Genomic DNA, 16,914 nt, shown 5'->3' with positions numbered 1-16,914 from the left:
CGCACAACCTCTACTATTCCAGCAAATTGTATTTTTTCAAATAACCACGTAATTGATGATACGTTAAACCAAGTACTTCTGCAGTCTTCTTTTGATTAAATTGGCTATGTTCTAATGCTTTTTTTATTAATGTGATCTCAAATTCATTAGAGAGTGTTTTTAAGTCACAAGGAAACTCAGGTTCTGCGTTACTCAAACTCGGTGTTACAGGCGCTTCTATGGGCTGGGTGTTAACAACTTCATTTTGCACAGCAACAGGGGCTTGTGTATGTTTAATACGTGCTTTAGGTCTAAAGCGGCTTTCGAATGGGTCTAAAATAATTTTATGCACAGGGATGTGTTCATTGCCGTGGCGATACAGACTTCGCTCCACCACATTTTTAAGCTCACGGACATTACCCGGCCACTCATAACTGAGTAAACTTTCTTGTGCATTGCGAGTAAAGCCACTAAATAACTCCCACTCTAAGTCGCGTGCCATATTCATTGCAAATTGCTCAGCCAGTAACATAATATCGTCTTGGCGTTCGCGCAGTGGCGGTAGAGTGATCACATCAAATGCGAGCCTATCGAGTAAATCGCTTCTAAATTCACCTTGCTGCGCTAAATGCGGTAAGTCTTCATTGGTCGCACAGACTAAGCGCGTATCTACTTTAACCGTTTGTTTGCCGCCAACACGCTCAAACTCACCATACTCGATTACCCTTAATAGCTTTTCTTGCACTAGGGCAGAAGTATTTGCCAACTCATCTAGAAATAAGGTGCCGCTATTAGCCCGCTCAAATCGGCCTTCATGGCGTTTACTTGCGCCGGTAAATGCACCACTTTCATGGCCAAATAATTCACTTTCGAGTAGATTTTCGTTTAATGCCGCACAGTTGAGTTTGACGTAACTTTGATCCCAGCGCTTGGATAAAAAGTGTAAACGTGCTGCAATAAGCTCTTTACCGGTACCACGTTCACCAATAATAAGTACGGGTTTATCTAGGTTTGCTAGCTGCGATACCTGATCAAGAACCGATAAAAAGCTGTCTGATTGGCCGAGCAAATTATCCTGTTGGCGATATTGACTCATATTTCCTAACTCTTAGTCATTTTTACTAACAGTTAGTGTATTTCATTATGATTGATAACAAAAGCAATTTGTAATTTGGATTTAACTGTTTGAAATTTATTGCTATTTTAAAATTAAAAAAGTTGGCAAGCATATTGATACTAATAAAAGCAGACACATTTAGATTAAATAATAGAGGTATATGTTATGGGAATTTTTTCACGTTTTGCAGACATTGTTAATTCTAATATCAATGCCATTTTAGATAAAGCAGAAGACCCTGAAAAAATGGTTCGTCTTATTATCCAAGAGATGGAAGATACACTGGTAGAGGTTCGCTCTACATCAGCAAAAACACTCGCTGAGAAAAAAGAATTAGTACGTCGCGTAGATACACTAAAAGCCCAAGTAAACGATTGGCAAGACAAAGCCGAATTGGCACTGAGCAAAGATCGTGACGATCTAGCACGCTCAGCATTACTTGAAAAGCAAAAATCAGCCGACGCAGTTGCTGCGGTAGAAAGTGAACTTGACCATGTAGAGTCTCATATTGAGAAGCTACAACAAGAGGTAACTACGCTACAAGAAAAGCTAGCAGATGCTAAGGCACGTCAAAAAGCGATTATTTTACGTCAACGCTCGGCTGAGTCGCGCCTTGAAGTTAAAAAAGCGCTTGATAGTTCTAAAGTAGAGGATGCACTTAATCGCTTTGAACGTTACGAAACCAAAATTGATGGGCTAGAATCTCAAATAGAGTCTTATGATTTAGGTAAACAAACGTTAGCTGATGAAATTGCAGACTTACAAAAGAATGAAAAGATTGATGACGAGTTAGCTGAACTTAAAAAGAAACTCGCAAATAAATAAAACGATAATATCAGGGGCCACGTGCCCCTGACATCAACATAGAATACGGATTGTCAGGAGAGGATTATGTTTGATCCAGAGATACTAGTTGCCCCCTTTATCTTATTTATGATTTTTGTTGCGCCACTGTGGTTAATTTTACACTACCGTAGCAAAAAGCAAGTAAGCCAAGGGTTAAGTGAGCATGAGCACCGCCAATTATTGGAGCTTGCACAAAAAGCTGAAAAAATGGCTGATAGAGTAGAAACATTAGAAGCGTTGCTTGATCAAGAGTCACCTCAGTGGAGACAAAAAGTATGAACACTAAACGCGAATTATTCAGAGACCCACAACGCGGCAAAATAGCTGGCGTATGTGCCGGTTTAAGTGACTACTTTAATATGGAGTTATGGTTAGTTCGCATTATATTTGTTAGTGCGGTACTACTAACCGGTGGCCCATTATTTGTGGTAGCGTACATTGCAGCATGGTTTATTTTAGATAAAAAACCTGCTGCAACACATAAAACGCATTCAACTTACAGTGATGACCCACTAGAAGTTAAGTTTAAAGTATGGCAAAAGGGCGAGCCACCTCGTCGTGCATTACAAGACTTAAAAGAGCGTTTAACGCGTGTTGATGTTCGCTTACAAGAGATGGAACGTTACGTTACCTCAAGCGAATTTACGGTCAGTCGTGAAATTAATAAACTTTAAAGGATTGATAGGCACCTTGTTTGTAACGTGAACAATTACGGCAGATAGGGTGCAAAACACTTTATGAGCCAATCATTTGCAAAAAAGACCTTTAAAACCTTTAAAGGCAAAGCACAAAAAGCCCTGCACCGTAGTTTAGACCAACATGTTAAGCTTGCCGTAACGGGGTTGAGCGGCAGTGGTAAAACCGCGTTTATCAGTGCGTTAGTTAAGCACTTAACCTCTCAGGCGAATGACAACAACTTACCTTTTTTTGATGTGATGCGCGAGCATCGTCATATTGCCACTAAAATTGTGCCGCAAGAGGCATTAAACGTGCCCACCTTTGACTATAACCGTGCAATAAATGCTTTACTGCCAATGGAAGGCGACCCTGCTTGGCCGGCGTCTACAGAGCGAATAAATACCCTGCGCTTGGCGATTAAATACCAAAGTAATGCAGGTCTGCGAGGTCATTTTTCACCGCAATCAACGTTATACCTAGATATTATTGACTACCCAGGCGAATGGCTGCTCGATTTACCTATGCTTGAACAAAGCTATACTGCGTGGTGTGAACAGCAATACCCATTATTAAATCAGTCTCCTCGCAGCGCTACCTCAGGCGATTTTTTACACGCCGTAGAGCAACTTAATTTACATGCGCCTGTGGATGAAAGTGAGCTTGCTAACATTGCACAACTTTATCAACGCATGCTGGTAGGGCTAAAAAAAGACACCAAACTTGCGATGTTACAACCAGGGCGAATGTTAATGCCGGGCGACTTGCAAGGTGCGCCGTTATTGTTATTTTTTCCAATTAATCCTGAAAAAATTAAAGACGATGTGGTGGCCGGTTCTAATTTAGCGCATTTAATTAAACGTTTTAATGCTTACGTGAAAGAAGTCGTTAAGCCATTTTATAATGAGCATTTTCGTCATTTTGACCGCCAAATTGTGTTGGTTGATGTACTCAGTGCATTAAATGAAGGCCATGAAACGTTGCATGAGCAAAGCCGTGTTATTAATCAATTGTTGGCACATTTTAGTTATGGGGAGTCTGGCTTTTTTAAACGTTTATTCAAACCGAATATTGATAAAATATTGTTTGCGGCTAATAAGTCAGATCACATCAGTGCTAAGCATCATAAAGCGTTAGCCTTGTTACTAGACTCGCTGGTTAAAGAGCAAAGTAATCATTTAAAGTTTGATGGTGTACAAATTGAAACTATGGCTATGTCATCAATTACCGCAACCCAACCTCGCCAAGTGGTTGATAAAGGTCAAACCCTTGATTGCGTTTACGGTAAACCTTTAAATGAGCATGAGTGGCTGACTTATTTACCACCAGAGCCGCCAAGTAGAATGCTTAATAAAAGTGAGTGGCCAGCGCAAGGGTTTGAATTTTTGTCATTTTCGCCGATGCCAAGCCCCGACAAGCAACTTAAACATATTCGATTAGATCATGTGATGCAGTACCTGCTAGGAGACAAATTAACATGAGTGAGTCAACGCAACAGTTTCAAGCAGGGCGTCGTATTAATGCACAAAATATTGAGCAAAACGAGCCTGCGTTAACACCCGCTAAAATTATTGAACACGGACAAAGTGATTACATCTCTGAGCTTGAGGATGATGCGCTTGAGCCTGAAGTTGATTTAGAGCCGGTGTATAAAAAGTCAAAATGGCAAACGCTCAAAGGCTTGTTTGCGCTCAGCTTTATTATTTTAGTACTGCTAGAGTTTGGGTTTTCTATTGTGCTTACTTATCAGCAATCGCTTATTTTGGGCAGTGTTTATTTAACCGCTGTGGTAAGCGGTGTGTTATTAATAACAAGATTGTTATGGCGAGAGTATCGGATGTTGCGCAGTTTAAAGCGTAATCAGCTGCATCGCCATGAAGCCGATAGGTTATTAAACAGTGAGCAAGTGGGTGGTGCACTCCCTTGGCTTGAAAAATTGAACAAGCACCAGCAGTTAGACAATTTTGAAAACTTTAAAAACCAAGTTGCTACGCACCATAGTGATAAAGAAATAATGACACTTTACGCTAATAGCCTACTGGTAACGCAAGACACCCAAGCTAAAAAGCTTATAAACCGCTTTGCAACAGAGTCAGCCTTATTAGTCGCATTAAGCCCTCTTGCGCTGGTGGATATGATAGCGGTGTTATGGCGCGGTACAAAATTAATTGAACAAATAGGTAAAATTTATGGCATTGGTTTTGGTTACGCCAGTCGTATTAAACTCTATCGAATGCTGTTAAAACAAGTCATGTTTGTAGGTAGTGCAGAGCTTGTATCTGATTTAGCTGCCACGGCACTTAGTGCTGAGCTATTAGGCAAACTTTCAGGGCGAGCCGCGCAAGGCGTCAGTGCGGGTATATTTACAGCACGTATAGGCTATAAAGCCATGGAATTAAGCCGACCCTTACCGCGTCTTGAAAATAAACGCAGCTTGTTAAAAGGCACTGTTCAAGGGATTGCGAGTAAAATTATGAGTCGCACTAAGAGAGCGGAGAGTAAATAGTTGGCAATATTTGTGTACAGCTTTTTGAGTAAAGTTTGCACAAATAGCCATCTGAGCATCCGGCATGCTTGTGATTTAAAGTGCGGTGCGTTTTATTTATGTAATTGACACACATAATAAAAACGAGAGCACACAATGAGCAAGCATCATCCACACACCCAATGTATTCATGGCCCACAAAAAGCCAATGATCCCCATGGCGCATTAACCTCGCCATTATACCAAACATCGACATTTCATTTTGAAAATGCTGCGCAGGGTGCTGCACGGTTTGCTGGCGATGAGCCAGGTTATATTTATACGCGTTTGGGTAACCCTACCACCACTGAACTTGAACAAAAAGTGGCGCAATTAGAGGGCTGTGAGGCTGCAGCGGCAACGGCTACAGGTATGGGAGCGGTATCGGCTTCGGTACTGAGCTTTTTATCACAAGGCGATCACTTAGTTGCATCGAGTGCGCTTTATGGTTGCACCTTTGCTTTTTTTGCGCATATGTTGCCGCGTTGGGGCATTGAAGTCACCTTTGTGGATATGACCAATGAAGATGAGTTACGTGCTGCAATAAAGCCAAACTCAAAAATGATATTTGCAGAAACCCCGATAAACCCAACGATGGCTGTTATTGATTTAGCACTTATTGGTAATGTAGCAAAACAGCATAATTTAATAAGTGTGGTCGACAATACCTTTTTAACGCCGCTGCTACAGTCACCTAAACAATACGGCATCGATATTATTATGCACAGTGCTACCAAGTATTTAAATGGTCACGGCGATGTAGTCGCAGGTATTGTGTGTGGATCCCTTGAGCACATTACACATATTAAAATGACGGTGTTAAAAGATATAGGCGCGACGATTAGCCCACACGATGCATGGTTAATTAATCGAGGTTTAAAAACATTAGCTATACGGGTAGAGCGTCATTGTCAGAGTGCGCAAACAATTGCTGAATATTTAGAGGCTCACCCTCAAGTGAGTAAAGTGTACTATCCGGGACTGAAGTCGCACCCAGGTTATCGGTTTATTGGTAAGCAAATGAAAGCTGCTGGCGGTGTTATTGCTTTTGAAATTAAAGGGAGTTTAACCGACGGTGAGCAGTTTATTGATAGCATGAAGCTATGTACTTTAGCGGTTAGCTTAGGCGATGCAGAAACACTTATTCAACACCCTGCATCGATGACCCATTCGCCTTACACACCGGAAGAAAGATTAGCAGCCGGAATTAGTGATGGTTTAATTCGCTTATCTGTTGGGCTTGAAGATGTTAATGATATTATTAACGATCTCAACCAAGCATTTACTAAAATATCGTAACGTGTAATTTATTGTTTACAGTATTTTCGATCTGTAAGTGCCGTTAAGTATAGGGTGTGTTTTTATCTTTGCTTTGGTGTAATTATAAATTTACTATCTGTGCAATATGCGAAAGTATTGATCTGAGTCAACCTATTAAACTTTTGTTCACTTTTGCATAGTATGACTACATCGAATAGCCGAGCACGTGGCTATTATTTTGACACCGATTTAGGGTTTAAACCCAAAGAAGGTATTTATGGCTAAAGCAAGTAATTACACCTCTAAAACACCAGATGAAAATGGCGTTATACATTGGAGCGATGAAGAAAATAAAATTTGGTCTGAGCTTGTAGCACGCCAACTTGCGTGCATTGAAGGCAAAGCCTGTGACGAGTACATGGAAGGGTTAAAAAAAATTAATCTACCGCATGATCGTATTCCACAGCTAAGTGAGCTAAACGAAGTGCTATTGGCAACAACAGGTTGGCAAGTAGCACCTGTACCTGCACTTATCGACTTTGATGAGTTTTTTAGACTACTGGCCAACAAGCAGTTTCCTGTTGCTACGTTTATTCGTAGCCGTGAAGAATTTGATTATTTACAAGAGCCCGATATTTTTCATGAAATATTCGGCCACTGTGCCATGCTAACAAATCCTGACTTTGCTGAATTTACGCATAAGTACGGGCAACTAGGTTACGCGGCAGAGAAAAAAGACCGCGTTTATTTAGCGCGCATGTATTGGTTTACGGTCGAATTTGGTTTGATGCAAACTGAAAAAGGATTACGTATTTACGGGGGCGGTATTTTATCAAGCCCAGGAGAAACCCAATACGTGTATTCAGATACACCAGAAATTAATCCAATGAATGTGCTAGATGTGCTGCGCACGCCATACCGTATTGATATTATGCAGCCGCTGTACTACACCATTAATTCGATTCATGATCTGTTTGAAATATCGCAAATGGATATAATGACTTTAGTTGAGCAAGCTAAGGCGCTTGGTTTACACGAGCCGAAATTTCCCCCAAAAGAAAAATTAGCTAGTTAGTTTTTTAATAAAAGTAACACTAGAATTAAGGATTTAAAATGTCTTCATTAAGTGAACAAAAATGTGAAGCCTGTCATGCAGATGCTCCAAAAGTATCAGATGTAGAATTGGCTGAATTAATTAAAAAAATCCCTGATTGGGTGCCGGAAGTACGCGACGGTATTATGCAATTAGAGCGCGTTTATAAGTTTAAAAACTTTAAGCAAGCCATTGCATTTACTAATAAAGTTGGCGATATGGCTGAAGACGAAGGCCATCACCCTGGTCTATTAACCGAATGGGGTAAAGTAACTGTTACTTGGTGGAGCCATTCAATTAAAGGTTTGCACAAAAACGATTTTATTTGTGCCGCTAAAACAGACGATGTATTTAACGCGCTGTAATTAATTAGATTTGAGTAAATAAAAAGGCACTTTACAGTGCCTTTTTTATTTTTAATTACCGTTTTTACCAATACTGGCTGTATCCGTTAAGCTTTATCGGTATTTAACATGTCATCATGTTCGGCCATATCCCAAGGAAGTTCGCCTGGGCTATTACCTAGAAAGTGTAAGTAGTTCTCAAATTGGTCAAGAATATCTTTCACAATATCATCTTCAGTGTAGCCATAAACATCGTATGACAGACCACCGCGACGTAAAAACACGTCGGCCTTATAATACTTTTCAGCATCGTTGTTATCAGGCTTTAGCTCTGAGTAAGCAAAGCTTGGCATAGGATGCTCGGTAAGGCGAATATCATAAACAAAATCCACATGTTCATGGCGCAGTACCGTTAAATGAGCGCGGCCTAAATCCGTATCAAATTCCACCACTGCATGCCATTGTCTAGATTTCAATTCTGCTTGTACGGCTTTCATTGCCTTAACTACCACGCTACCAATAAAAGTATGTACTTTTTCTTTATTAGGGTAATTGACCATAGCCGCTAAACGACGCTTCCAGTGAGACAAGTTAATGTTACGGCTATTAAGTGTATGTGCTTGCAAGCTGGTGTCTCGATGGCCTTCAATTTTTAGAGCTCGCCAAAGCCCCGCCGTGGCAATTAGCATAATAATAGCAAAGGGTAAGGCACTGGCTATGGTCATGGTTTGCAGCGCACTTAGTCCGCCTGCCACTAATAAAACAGCCGCCACAGCACCTTCAAGTACCGCCCAAAACACGCGTTGCCAAGCCGGCGTATTAATGCTTCCTCCAGAGGCGAGTGAATCAATGACTAAAGAGCCTGAATCAGATGATGTAACAAAAAAAGTTATGATCAAAATGACAGTGAGCAGTGAAATGAAAAATGACAGTGGTAACACTTCAAATAATTGAAATAATGCGACGGCATGATTTGCTTGTACATCGCCAATAAGGGTATCAAATCCCTCATTCATAATTAAGTTAAGTGCGGTATCACCAAAGACTGAAAACCATAAAAAGGTAAAAATAGTGGGAACTAACATTACCCCAACAACAAATTGTCGGATGGTTCTACCACGGCTAATTTTTGCGATGAACATACCCACAAACGGTGCCCACGCAATCGTCCAGCCAAATATAAATAAGGTCCAGTTACCAATCCAATCACTGCGGCTGTATGCCTGTAAATTAAAGGTACGTTCAATAATGCCGCTTAGGTAACTGCCGGTATTTTGTAAAAATGATTCTAGAATATGGATAGTCGGGCCAATGAAAAACACAAAAGCCATTAGTGAAACCGCTAAGGTCATATTCACAATTGATAATCGCTTGACCCCTTTATCCATACCGGCCACCACTGAGAGTGTTGCTGCCGCAGTAATTACGGCAATGGCTGTAATTTGCACTGTGGTATTAATAGGGATGTTTGGCCATAAATAATGTAGGCCAGCATTTATTTGAGTCACCGAAAGCCCTAGTGTAGTGGCAATACCAAACAAAGTACCTAATATGGCAAATACATCCACAGTATGGCCGATTGGGCCATAAATTTTATCGCCAATAAGTGGATACAAGGCAGAGCGAATAGACAGTGGTAAGCCATGGCGAAATGCAAAATAAGCCAGCACTAAACCAACAATTCCATAGATAGCCCAAATATGAAATCCCCAATGGAAAAAGGCAATTTGCATTGCCTGCTTGGCGGCATCAACGGTTTCAGCCGCTCCCGATGGCGGGGATGCGTAATGCAGCACAGGTTCAGCAACACCAAAATAAAGCAGTGCCACGCCATAACCGGCAGAAAAGAGCATGGCAAACCATTCACCAAAGCTGTATTGCGGCTGTGCATGATCGGGGCCTAGTTTTATATTCCCCCAGCTAGAAGCCGCGACCGAGACAATAAATACCAAAAAAATAGCGACAGACAACATATAAAACCAGCCAAAGGTTTCAGTAATCCACGCAAGGGCAACACTAAATGCCTGACCAGCGAGTTCAGGGTTACTACTTGTACCAATTACCAAAAGTAGAATAATAAATACGGCGGGCAAAAATACAGGTAGCAAAATGGTTGAGCGTAAAGCAGTTTTTGTCATATTAATCCTTAATATTAATTGCTAACTTTCAAGTATGCCTGACTACCTTATTATAAATTCACTAGGGTTGGCTAATTTTGCAGCTTAAAAACGATACTTTTTTAAATTAAAGTTAATATTTACAGCAGCTTGGTTTTAAAAAGAAAGTAAGAGAAAGTTGATGTGAGAGTATTAAAGTATTTATTTTAGAGAGGTATAGCCTTATATAGGCTAAGGACTAAATCGAGTCTTAGCGTTTCCAATCACATTGCTTTACCAGCTCAAACCAAGGGCTGGTAAAGTCCTTAGCGACAATAGGGGCGGGTAAGGTTACAGCTACATCTAGCTTGTTGGCTAAATAGCGCGCGACCAGTTGTTTCATTTTATCGCTTTCTAATTGCTCATACGCTGTTTGTAACTGTTGTTTGTCTTTTTGGCTTATAAAACCCCCAGTCAAATTTTTGTAGCCTATTTCAAGCCAAAAAAGTAATGCTTGTTTCGCTTCATTGGGAAAGGCATGGGTTAATGTGGCCGTTGGGCTATAGAGTCGCTCAAAATTAATTTGCTGCTCTTGAATCAAAAAAACCATTAATAAATTAAGTCCGGTTGAGATTTGCCCCGCGCGTTTATCAATGTTTTGGTTATTACTTAATGCACTTCTAAAATAGCGCTCAGCTTCGGGTATATTGCCCTCATCTAGGGCTAAATAACCTAAGTTACTTTCTATCAGTGCAGTTACATTGGGAAGCTGTAATTGTGTGGTGATTTTATGGCTATCAAGGTACAAGGCACGCGCTTTTGCAAAGTCATCTTGCGAGCGAGCAACCAATGCCATACTGTTGGTGAGTGTTAAGCGTTGACGATCGTTTTGCGCATATTTGTAAGCACATTTAAATGAGTACTGGGCATCGTCTAAATATTCTGCATGGCGAAGCCATATTCCCAAGGCACTCATAATGGTGGTCAGTTTTTGTTTGAAATAGTCAGTTTGATGATGCTGAAATATTGCGTCAATCGATGTATAAAGCTCGTCATAGTGACTTGTAGGTACTGCTGTACGGGCATAGATAAGGTGCCAGCGGATAAATAATTCTGGCGGCATGAGTTGTAACCCTGTGAGGTTTTCTAAAATAGTAATAGATTGAGCTGGATTAACAGTAAGATAATCTTCGGCTTCGTCTAATTTTTTTTCAAAGGTATTGAAGTCATTAGCAAAGACGTGTTTTGAACATAATAATATCAACCAACTTATTACAAAAAGCCGCAACAACTTAACCTCGACAATCGAACTATGCGTTAATTCACTATAGTTGTAGGCATCTAACAAAGCAACGCAATTGCGATGAGCATACTCAACGATGTGGCTATCTGCTATAGCTAAAAAACAAAAAAGCCTTAAACCCAGAAGGGTTTAAGGCTTTTAAAGATTCAATTAAAGTTTAGCTAAAGTACTTAACTTTAAAAGTATCGTTGGGTTTCGTTTCACTCAACCCAAGCACCGTATTACTCATCAATCGAGCGCAGTAGGGCATTAATGCCCACTTTTTCGCGAGTTTGTTTATCTACTTTTTTCACAATAATAGCCGCATACAAGCTATGGCTGCCATCTTTTGAAGGCAGTGCACCTGGAACCACAACAGCGCCGGCAGGCACACGGCCATAGTGAATTTCACCGGTTTCACGGTCGTAAATACGGGTACTTTGGCTAATGTAAACCCCCATTGAAATAACGGCGCCTTCTTCAACAATTACGCCTTCAACAATTTCTGAACGTGCGCCAATAAAACAGTTGTCTTCAATGATGGTAGGATTGGCTTGTAACGGCTCTAAAACGCCGCCTATGCCTACGCCGCCAGATAAGTGTACGTTCTTGCCAATTTGAGCACATGAGCCCACTGTCGCCCATGTATCAACCATGGTGCCATCGTCAACAAATGCACCTATGTTTACGTACGATGGCATTAATACGACATTTTTACCTACAAAGCTGCCTTTACGAGCAACGGCGTTGGGTACGACACGCATGCCGCCTTGCTGAAATTGCTCCGGCGTGTAGTCGCTAAATTTAAGCGGTACTTTATCGTAAAATTGGTTTACGCCGTCGTTCATTGGCTGATTTTCACGAATTCTAAATGAAAGTAGTACTGCTTTTTTAAGCCACTGGTGAACAACCCATTCGCCTGAAATTTTCTCTGCAACGCGAGCAGCGCCGCTATCTAATAGCTCAAGCGCATCTATAATCGCTTGTTTAACATCGCTTGATACTGTAGCAGGGCTAATGCTGTCGCGGTTATCCCACGCATTTTCAATCATGGTTTTTAAATCTGACATAGTGTCCTCTTATTCAATTTCGGCGTTGAGTTTTTTACGTAATGCCTGATGAATTTTTGCTTGCTCTTCATCAGTCAGCGCTTGATATTCGTTATTTGATACCACAAAGAAATCTTCTGCACGTTCGCCTACCGTGGTAATACGTGCGGCATGTATGTGGAGTAAGTAAGCTTGAAAAACCTCGGCTATTTTAGTTAATAGTCCAGGTATATCAACCGCTTGAATTTCTATTAAGCTACGATCCTTACGAGGGTGCGGGCGCAGTACAATTTTAGGTTTAATATTAAAGTCTTTAAAACGCTGTGATCGGCTCTTTTTAAAGCGTATTTTTTTACGTGGATCATGAAGCGCTTGCTCTAATCCGCGTTTAATCGATTGTGCGCGGCTACTGGCAATCGGATCGCCGTTAACTTCTAAAATAACAAAGTTGAACAGTACGTAGCCATCTTTGGTGGTCAGTACTTGGGCGTGCTGAATTTGCGCTTTTTTAGAGCCAATAACACTTACCAGTCGAGCAAAGAGAGCACCTGAATAGGGGCTATAAGCAAACACTTGGGTACCGCCATGCATCGCTTTATTAGAAACGATAACACTGGGCTGGCTTAAATCAGTGCACTTGAGTAAGTGCTCAGTATGCCAAGAAATTTGTTGCTCACTAAAAGCGGTAAAGTAATTTGCTTTAAAACGGCTCCAAATTAAGTCAATTTGCTCCTCGTGATAATGCAAATTAAGCAGGCGTTGCTTAGCTTGGTGCTTTTTATCACGAATTTGGTCGCGTTGATCCATTGGGTTTTCAAGCCCGAGGCGCAAGGCGCGCTGTGTGTGCAAATAAAGCTCGCGCAGCAGCGTGTTTTTCCAGTCATTCCATAGGTTGTCATTGGTGGCTCGAATATCAGCCACGGTTAAACAATAGAGGTAATCGAGTTGGCGTTCGGTTTTTACTCGCGATGCAAAATCTTTTATTACATCGGGGTCGTTAATATCTTTACGTTGCGCAGTTACCGACATAAGTAAGTGGTTGCTTACCAACCACGCTATGAGCTTACCATCTGAAGAGGCAAAGCCATGCAGCTTTGAAAACGCTATGGCATCAACAGCGCCCAGCTCTGAGTGATCGCCACCACGCCCCTTAGCAATATCATGAAAAATACCAGCCAAATACAGTAATTCGGGTTTATCCATGCGCGTAACTATTTCACTGCAAATTGGAAAGTCACTAATGCTGGTTTTATCGAAGTATTGGTAAATATTATTAATTAATTTATGGGTATGTTCATCTACGGTATAGGCATGAAACAAATCAAACTGCATTTGGCCAAAAATATTGCGCCACTGCGGAAGGTAAGCCGCAATCATGCCGTGCTTATGCATCAGCGTAAACGCACGGCCCATGCCGTTAGGGTGCTTTATAATGCGTAAAAAAGCTTCGCGGCACGCGGCATAATCTTGTAAGTCACCTAATAAGCGACGACGTACTTGGCGGATAGTTCGAATGGTACTTGGGTATATATGGGTAATTTCTGGGTGATCAGCAATGTGCTCAAATAATACAAAAAGTTGGTCACGCCTAAAAAATACTGACGGACTTTTTACCCGAATTTGATGGCCCACGCGTTCAAAATTGCGGTCAAGCTCTTCAACGGTGGCTTGGCTGCTGTCTGGCGAAATACTTTGCTCAAAGTACGAAAGTAGCATTTGATTAAGTTCACGCACCCGGCTCATTATTCTGAACAAGCGTTTCATCATGCGCTCAACAGAGGCTTTTCCATCACTACCAAAACCCAAAATTTCAGCCGCTTGCGGCTGGTGATCAAACAATAAACGGTTTTCTGAGCGACCCGCGGCTAAATGCAAAGCAAAGCGAATATTCCATAAATTTTCAAGGCACTCTAACAGTTCTTGGTATTCTTCGTGAGTTAGGTAGCCGTGATTTATCAGCTCTTGCAGGGTTTCGGCTCTAAAGTGTTTTTTTGCAACCCAAATAATGGTTTGTAAATCGCGCAGCCCGCCTGGATTTTCTTTTATATTAGGCTCTAGATTATAAGCCGTACCATGACATTTTTTATGGCGTAAATTTTGCTCTTGTACTTTTGCAACAAAGAACTCTCCAGAGCCCCATACAGGCCTTTCGATGAGGTGACTTTTGAGCTTTTCGAATTCAATATGGTTGCCGAAAATTAATCGGCTTTCTAGTAGGCTGGTGGCAAAGGTAACATCTTCACGTTTTTGCTCTATGGCTTGTTCAATGGTGCGTACACTGTGACCTATTTCTAAATTAAGATCCCATAGCATAGTGACAAACTGGCCAATTTTTTCGCAAATATCGTCATTGGGTTGCTGGGTAACAAGCAGTAAAAAGTCAATGTCGGAGTAGGGATGAAGTTCACCGCGACCATAACCTCCTACAGCAATTAAAGCGAGATCTGGCTCGTGGGCTAAATCGAAAACATGAAAGAGTTTAATCAGTAACCGGTCTATAAATTCTGCACGGGCGTTTATTAGATTACCAACGGGTTGTTTTGAGAATTCATTATGCAACCATTTATAAAAATAGGCGGAGCAATCGCGGTATTCGCTAAGTTGCTGAGCATCATTGAGCAACTTTTTTACTTTGTTAGGTAATGCCACTTAGGCTGGCTCCTATATATGGACTGCATTATAAGTCTTGGATTAAGTTATTTTTATACTGTGTTTGCTGCAAAGGGAATAAATCATGTTATTTCCCTTTGCAGCAAACCACTTAATCTGTACGCAGGCTAAAGCCTGTTATTACTATGATTAAGCACACACTACTATTAGTGCTCGATGATTCTATCGATAGTATCATCTGATCGTAGTGTTAAAATTTCAACACCATTTTCAGTTACCAGTAAGGTATGTTCCCACTGAGCTGATAAACTACGGTCTTTTGTTACCACAGTCCAGTCGTCTTTTAGTAATTTACATTGGCGTTTGCCTGCATTGACCATGGGCTCGATTGTTAAACACATACCGGCTTTTAATGTTTCGCCTGTACCTGGTTTTCCGTAGTGCATTACCTGTGGTTCTTCATGAAATTCACTGCCAATACCGTGCCCGCAGTATTCACGTACGATAGAGTAATTAAAGCTCTCTGCATATTTTTGAATAGCTGCACCAATATCACCAAGGCGAACACCCGGTTTTACCATTTTAATGGCAAGGTAAAGACTTTCTTGAGTCACTTCTGCAAGGCGTTTGCCTTGAATGTTAGGTGTGCCAACATGGAACATTTTTGAAGTATCACCATGGTAACCATCTTTAATAACAGTAATGTCAATATTGACACTGTCACCGTCTTTTAATGCTTTGTCGTTCGGAATTCCGTGACAAATTACATGATTTACCGAGGTACAAATTGATTTTGGAAAACCATGATAATTAAGAGGAGCAGGAACGGCATCTTGCACATTAACAATATAATCATGACAAATTGTATTTAGCTCATCGGTGGTGATACCTGGTACCACATGTGGTTCGATCATTTCTAGCACATCAGCAGCCAAACGGCCGGCTACACGCATTTTCTCGATTTCTTCAGGGGTCTTAATCACAGCGCTCATTGAGGCTCCAAAGTTGCGTTTTTAGATGATTATCGTCGCACAATTTTTGCACGAGACGTTGAGTATTTAATTTTAATATGGTATAAAGCGCGCCGTCTTTTTACAAATAAATTCTTAAATGATTTTTTGTATTTAAGGCAAACACAATTTTATTTTAACACACACACGTATCGTCACATACACTTGGGTGCATTTCAGTTTCATTTAACTGCGGTGTTGGTGCTATGGGATATGTGGAGGCCTAACCCTAAACAACTTAGAGGATTTACAAAATGGCAAACGTTTCAATGCGCGATATGCTTCAAGCTGGTGTTCACTTTGGTCACCAAGCACGTTACTGGAACCCTAAGATGAAACCTTTCATCTTCGGCGCACGTAACCGTGTACATATCATCAACCTTGAGCAAACTGTACCAATGTTCAACACTGCACTTAAGTTTTTATCTGGTGCTGCTGCAAACAAAGGTAAAGTTCTTTTCGTTGGTACAAAGCGCGCAGCAAGCGAAGCAGTAAAAGAAGCTGCTTTACAAAGCGATCAATTCTTCGTTAACCACCGTTGGTTAGGCGGCATGTTGACTAACTGGAAAACAGTTCGTCAATCAATCAAGCGTCTTAAAGACCTTGAAGCTCAAAGCCAAGACGGTACTTTCGAGAAGTTAACTAAGAAAGAAGCGTTAATGCTTACTCGTGAAATGGACAAGCTTGAAAAAAGCCTTGGTGGTATTAAAAACATGGGTGGCCTTCCAGACGCTATCTTTGTAATCGATGCTGACCACGAGCACATTGCTATCCGTGAAGCTAACAACCTAGGTATCCCAGTTGTTGCAATCGTTGATACTAACTCTAACCCAGACGGTGTTGATTACATCGTACCTGGTAACGATGATGCTATCCGTGCAATCAACCTTTACACTAGTGCTGTTGCAGCTGCGATCACTGAAGGCCGTGAGAGTAACATCGTTGCTCAAGCTGAAAAAGATGACTTCGTAGAAGCTGAGTAATTAGCTGTCATCAAGTCTTCATCTTTTAAAGGTGAAGACTTGCTAT

Annotated in this window: 15 protein-coding genes; 9 read left to right on the top strand and 6 right to left on the bottom strand. The window is 41.1% G+C overall.

What is annotated here, in order from left to right; translation table 11 throughout:
* Positions 1–13: 13 nt before the first annotated feature.
* Positions 14–1,075 carry a phage shock protein operon transcriptional activator gene (gene pspF, locus AAGD16_RS10525; protein ID WP_013465442.1) on the bottom strand — a complete coding sequence of 354 codons (1,062 nt, stop codon included), beginning with the start codon at positions 1,073–1,075 and terminating at the stop codon, positions 14–16.
* Positions 1,076–1,261: 186 nt separating this feature from the next.
* Between pspF and pspA the strand changes: the two genes are divergently transcribed.
* From pspA to AAGD16_RS10485, 8 genes are all read left to right on the top strand, one after another.
* Complete coding sequence (pspA, locus tag AAGD16_RS10520) at positions 1,262–1,921, top strand: phage shock protein PspA (RefSeq protein ID WP_016899278.1); 660 nt, start codon at positions 1,262–1,264, stop codon at positions 1,919–1,921.
* Between the two features lie 66 nt (positions 1,922–1,987).
* Positions 1,988–2,221 (top strand): envelope stress response membrane protein PspB, encoded by a 234-nt coding sequence (pspB, locus tag AAGD16_RS10515; RefSeq protein ID WP_008111014.1) that lies wholly within the window; start codon positions 1,988–1,990, stop codon positions 2,219–2,221.
* On the top strand, positions 2,218–2,616 hold the full coding sequence (gene pspC, locus AAGD16_RS10510; protein WP_013465440.1) for an envelope stress response membrane protein PspC: 399 nt from the start codon (positions 2,218–2,220) through the stop codon (positions 2,614–2,616). Before pspB ends, pspC begins: the two co-directional genes overlap by 4 nt.
* Before the next feature lie 63 nt (positions 2,617–2,679).
* Entirely contained in the window at positions 2,680–4,098 is a 1,419-nt protein-coding gene (locus AAGD16_RS10505; protein ID WP_377111612.1) for a YcjX family protein, read from the top strand.
* On the top strand, positions 4,095–5,123 hold the full coding sequence (locus AAGD16_RS10500) for a TIGR01620 family protein (protein ID WP_377111609.1): 1,029 nt from the start codon (positions 4,095–4,097) through the stop codon (positions 5,121–5,123). The genes AAGD16_RS10505 and AAGD16_RS10500 overlap by 4 nt, the downstream gene beginning before the upstream one ends.
* A 135-nt stretch (positions 5,124–5,258) precedes the next feature.
* Positions 5,259–6,440 (top strand): methionine gamma-lyase, encoded by a 1,182-nt coding sequence (megL, locus tag AAGD16_RS10495; protein WP_377111607.1) that lies wholly within the window; start codon positions 5,259–5,261, stop codon positions 6,438–6,440.
* Positions 6,441–6,678: 238 nt separating this feature from the next.
* Positions 6,679–7,476, top strand: a complete 798-nt coding sequence (gene phhA / locus AAGD16_RS10490) for a phenylalanine 4-monooxygenase (RefSeq protein ID WP_013465436.1) — start codon at positions 6,679–6,681, stop codon at positions 7,474–7,476.
* 38 nt (positions 7,477–7,514) lie between these two features.
* A complete protein-coding gene (locus AAGD16_RS10485) occupies positions 7,515–7,859 on the top strand; it encodes a 4a-hydroxytetrahydrobiopterin dehydratase (protein ID WP_377111604.1) in 345 nt (114 codons plus the stop codon).
* An 86-nt stretch (positions 7,860–7,945) separates the two neighbouring features.
* Here the strand turns inward: AAGD16_RS10485 and AAGD16_RS10480 are convergent, their stop codons facing one another.
* The 5 genes from AAGD16_RS10480 to map form a co-directional block, all read right to left on the bottom strand.
* Positions 7,946–9,976 carry a BCCT family transporter gene (locus AAGD16_RS10480; protein ID WP_377111601.1) on the bottom strand — a complete coding sequence of 677 codons (2,031 nt, stop codon included), beginning with the start codon at positions 9,974–9,976 and terminating at the stop codon, positions 7,946–7,948.
* A gap of 229 nt (positions 9,977–10,205) precedes the next feature.
* Positions 10,206–11,222 (bottom strand): tetratricopeptide repeat protein, encoded by a 1,017-nt coding sequence (locus tag AAGD16_RS10475; protein WP_058155040.1) that lies wholly within the window; start codon positions 11,220–11,222, stop codon positions 10,206–10,208.
* A gap of 236 nt (positions 11,223–11,458) precedes the next feature.
* Positions 11,459–12,286: a 2,3,4,5-tetrahydropyridine-2,6-dicarboxylate N-succinyltransferase gene (gene dapD, locus AAGD16_RS10470; protein WP_013465432.1), complete on the bottom strand. Its 828-nt coding sequence runs from the start codon at positions 12,284–12,286 to the stop codon at positions 11,459–11,461.
* Positions 12,287–12,295: 9 nt separating this feature from the next.
* The gene (gene glnD / locus AAGD16_RS10465) at positions 12,296–14,914 is read right to left on the bottom strand and encodes a [protein-PII] uridylyltransferase (protein ID WP_016899280.1); all 2,619 of its coding nucleotides are present in this window, start codon (positions 14,912–14,914) and stop codon (positions 12,296–12,298) included.
* Positions 14,915–15,081: 167 nt separating this feature from the next.
* Positions 15,082–15,867 carry a type I methionyl aminopeptidase gene (gene map / locus AAGD16_RS10460; protein WP_008467527.1) on the bottom strand — a complete coding sequence of 262 codons (786 nt, stop codon included), beginning with the start codon at positions 15,865–15,867 and terminating at the stop codon, positions 15,082–15,084.
* A 272-nt stretch (positions 15,868–16,139) separates the two neighbouring features.
* Here map and rpsB point away from each other — a divergent pair, with 272 nt between their 5' ends.
* Positions 16,140–16,868: a 30S ribosomal protein S2 gene (rpsB, locus tag AAGD16_RS10455; RefSeq protein ID WP_013465430.1), complete on the top strand. Its 729-nt coding sequence runs from the start codon at positions 16,140–16,142 to the stop codon at positions 16,866–16,868.
* Positions 16,869–16,914: the final 46 nt, after the last annotated feature.

This window comes from Pseudoalteromonas sp. M58 (assembly GCF_042604605.1).
GTDB classification, from domain to species: domain Bacteria; phylum Pseudomonadota; class Gammaproteobacteria; order Enterobacterales; family Alteromonadaceae; genus Pseudoalteromonas; species Pseudoalteromonas tetraodonis.
Note: the sequence above shows the minus strand (reverse complement) of the source record. Positions and strands in the feature narration are given on the sequence as shown.

Coding starts and splice junctions, on each gene's coding strand:
- map (WP_008467527.1), bottom strand. CDS start 15,867: ATGAGCGCTGTGATTAAGACCCCTGAAGAAATCGAGAAAATGCGTGTA.
- AAGD16_RS10500 (WP_377111609.1), top strand. CDS start 4,095: ATGAGTGAGTCAACGCAACAGTTTCAAGCAGGGCGTCGTATTAATGCA.
- pspF (WP_013465442.1), bottom strand. CDS start 1,075: ATGAGTCAATATCGCCAACAGGATAATTTGCTCGGCCAATCAGACAGC.
- pspB (WP_008111014.1), top strand. CDS start 1,988: ATGTTTGATCCAGAGATACTAGTTGCCCCCTTTATCTTATTTATGATT.
- AAGD16_RS10485 (WP_377111604.1), top strand. CDS start 7,515: ATGTCTTCATTAAGTGAACAAAAATGTGAAGCCTGTCATGCAGATGCT.
- AAGD16_RS10505 (WP_377111612.1), top strand. CDS start 2,680: ATGAGCCAATCATTTGCAAAAAAGACCTTTAAAACCTTTAAAGGCAAA.
- megL (WP_377111607.1), top strand. CDS start 5,259: ATGAGCAAGCATCATCCACACACCCAATGTATTCATGGCCCACAAAAA.
- rpsB (WP_013465430.1), top strand. CDS start 16,140: ATGGCAAACGTTTCAATGCGCGATATGCTTCAAGCTGGTGTTCACTTT.
- phhA (WP_013465436.1), top strand. CDS start 6,679: ATGGCTAAAGCAAGTAATTACACCTCTAAAACACCAGATGAAAATGGC.
- AAGD16_RS10480 (WP_377111601.1), bottom strand. CDS start 9,976: ATGACAAAAACTGCTTTACGCTCAACCATTTTGCTACCTGTATTTTTG.
- pspC (WP_013465440.1), top strand. CDS start 2,218: ATGAACACTAAACGCGAATTATTCAGAGACCCACAACGCGGCAAAATA.
- pspA (WP_016899278.1), top strand. CDS start 1,262: ATGGGAATTTTTTCACGTTTTGCAGACATTGTTAATTCTAATATCAAT.
- dapD (WP_013465432.1), bottom strand. CDS start 12,286: ATGTCAGATTTAAAAACCATGATTGAAAATGCGTGGGATAACCGCGAC.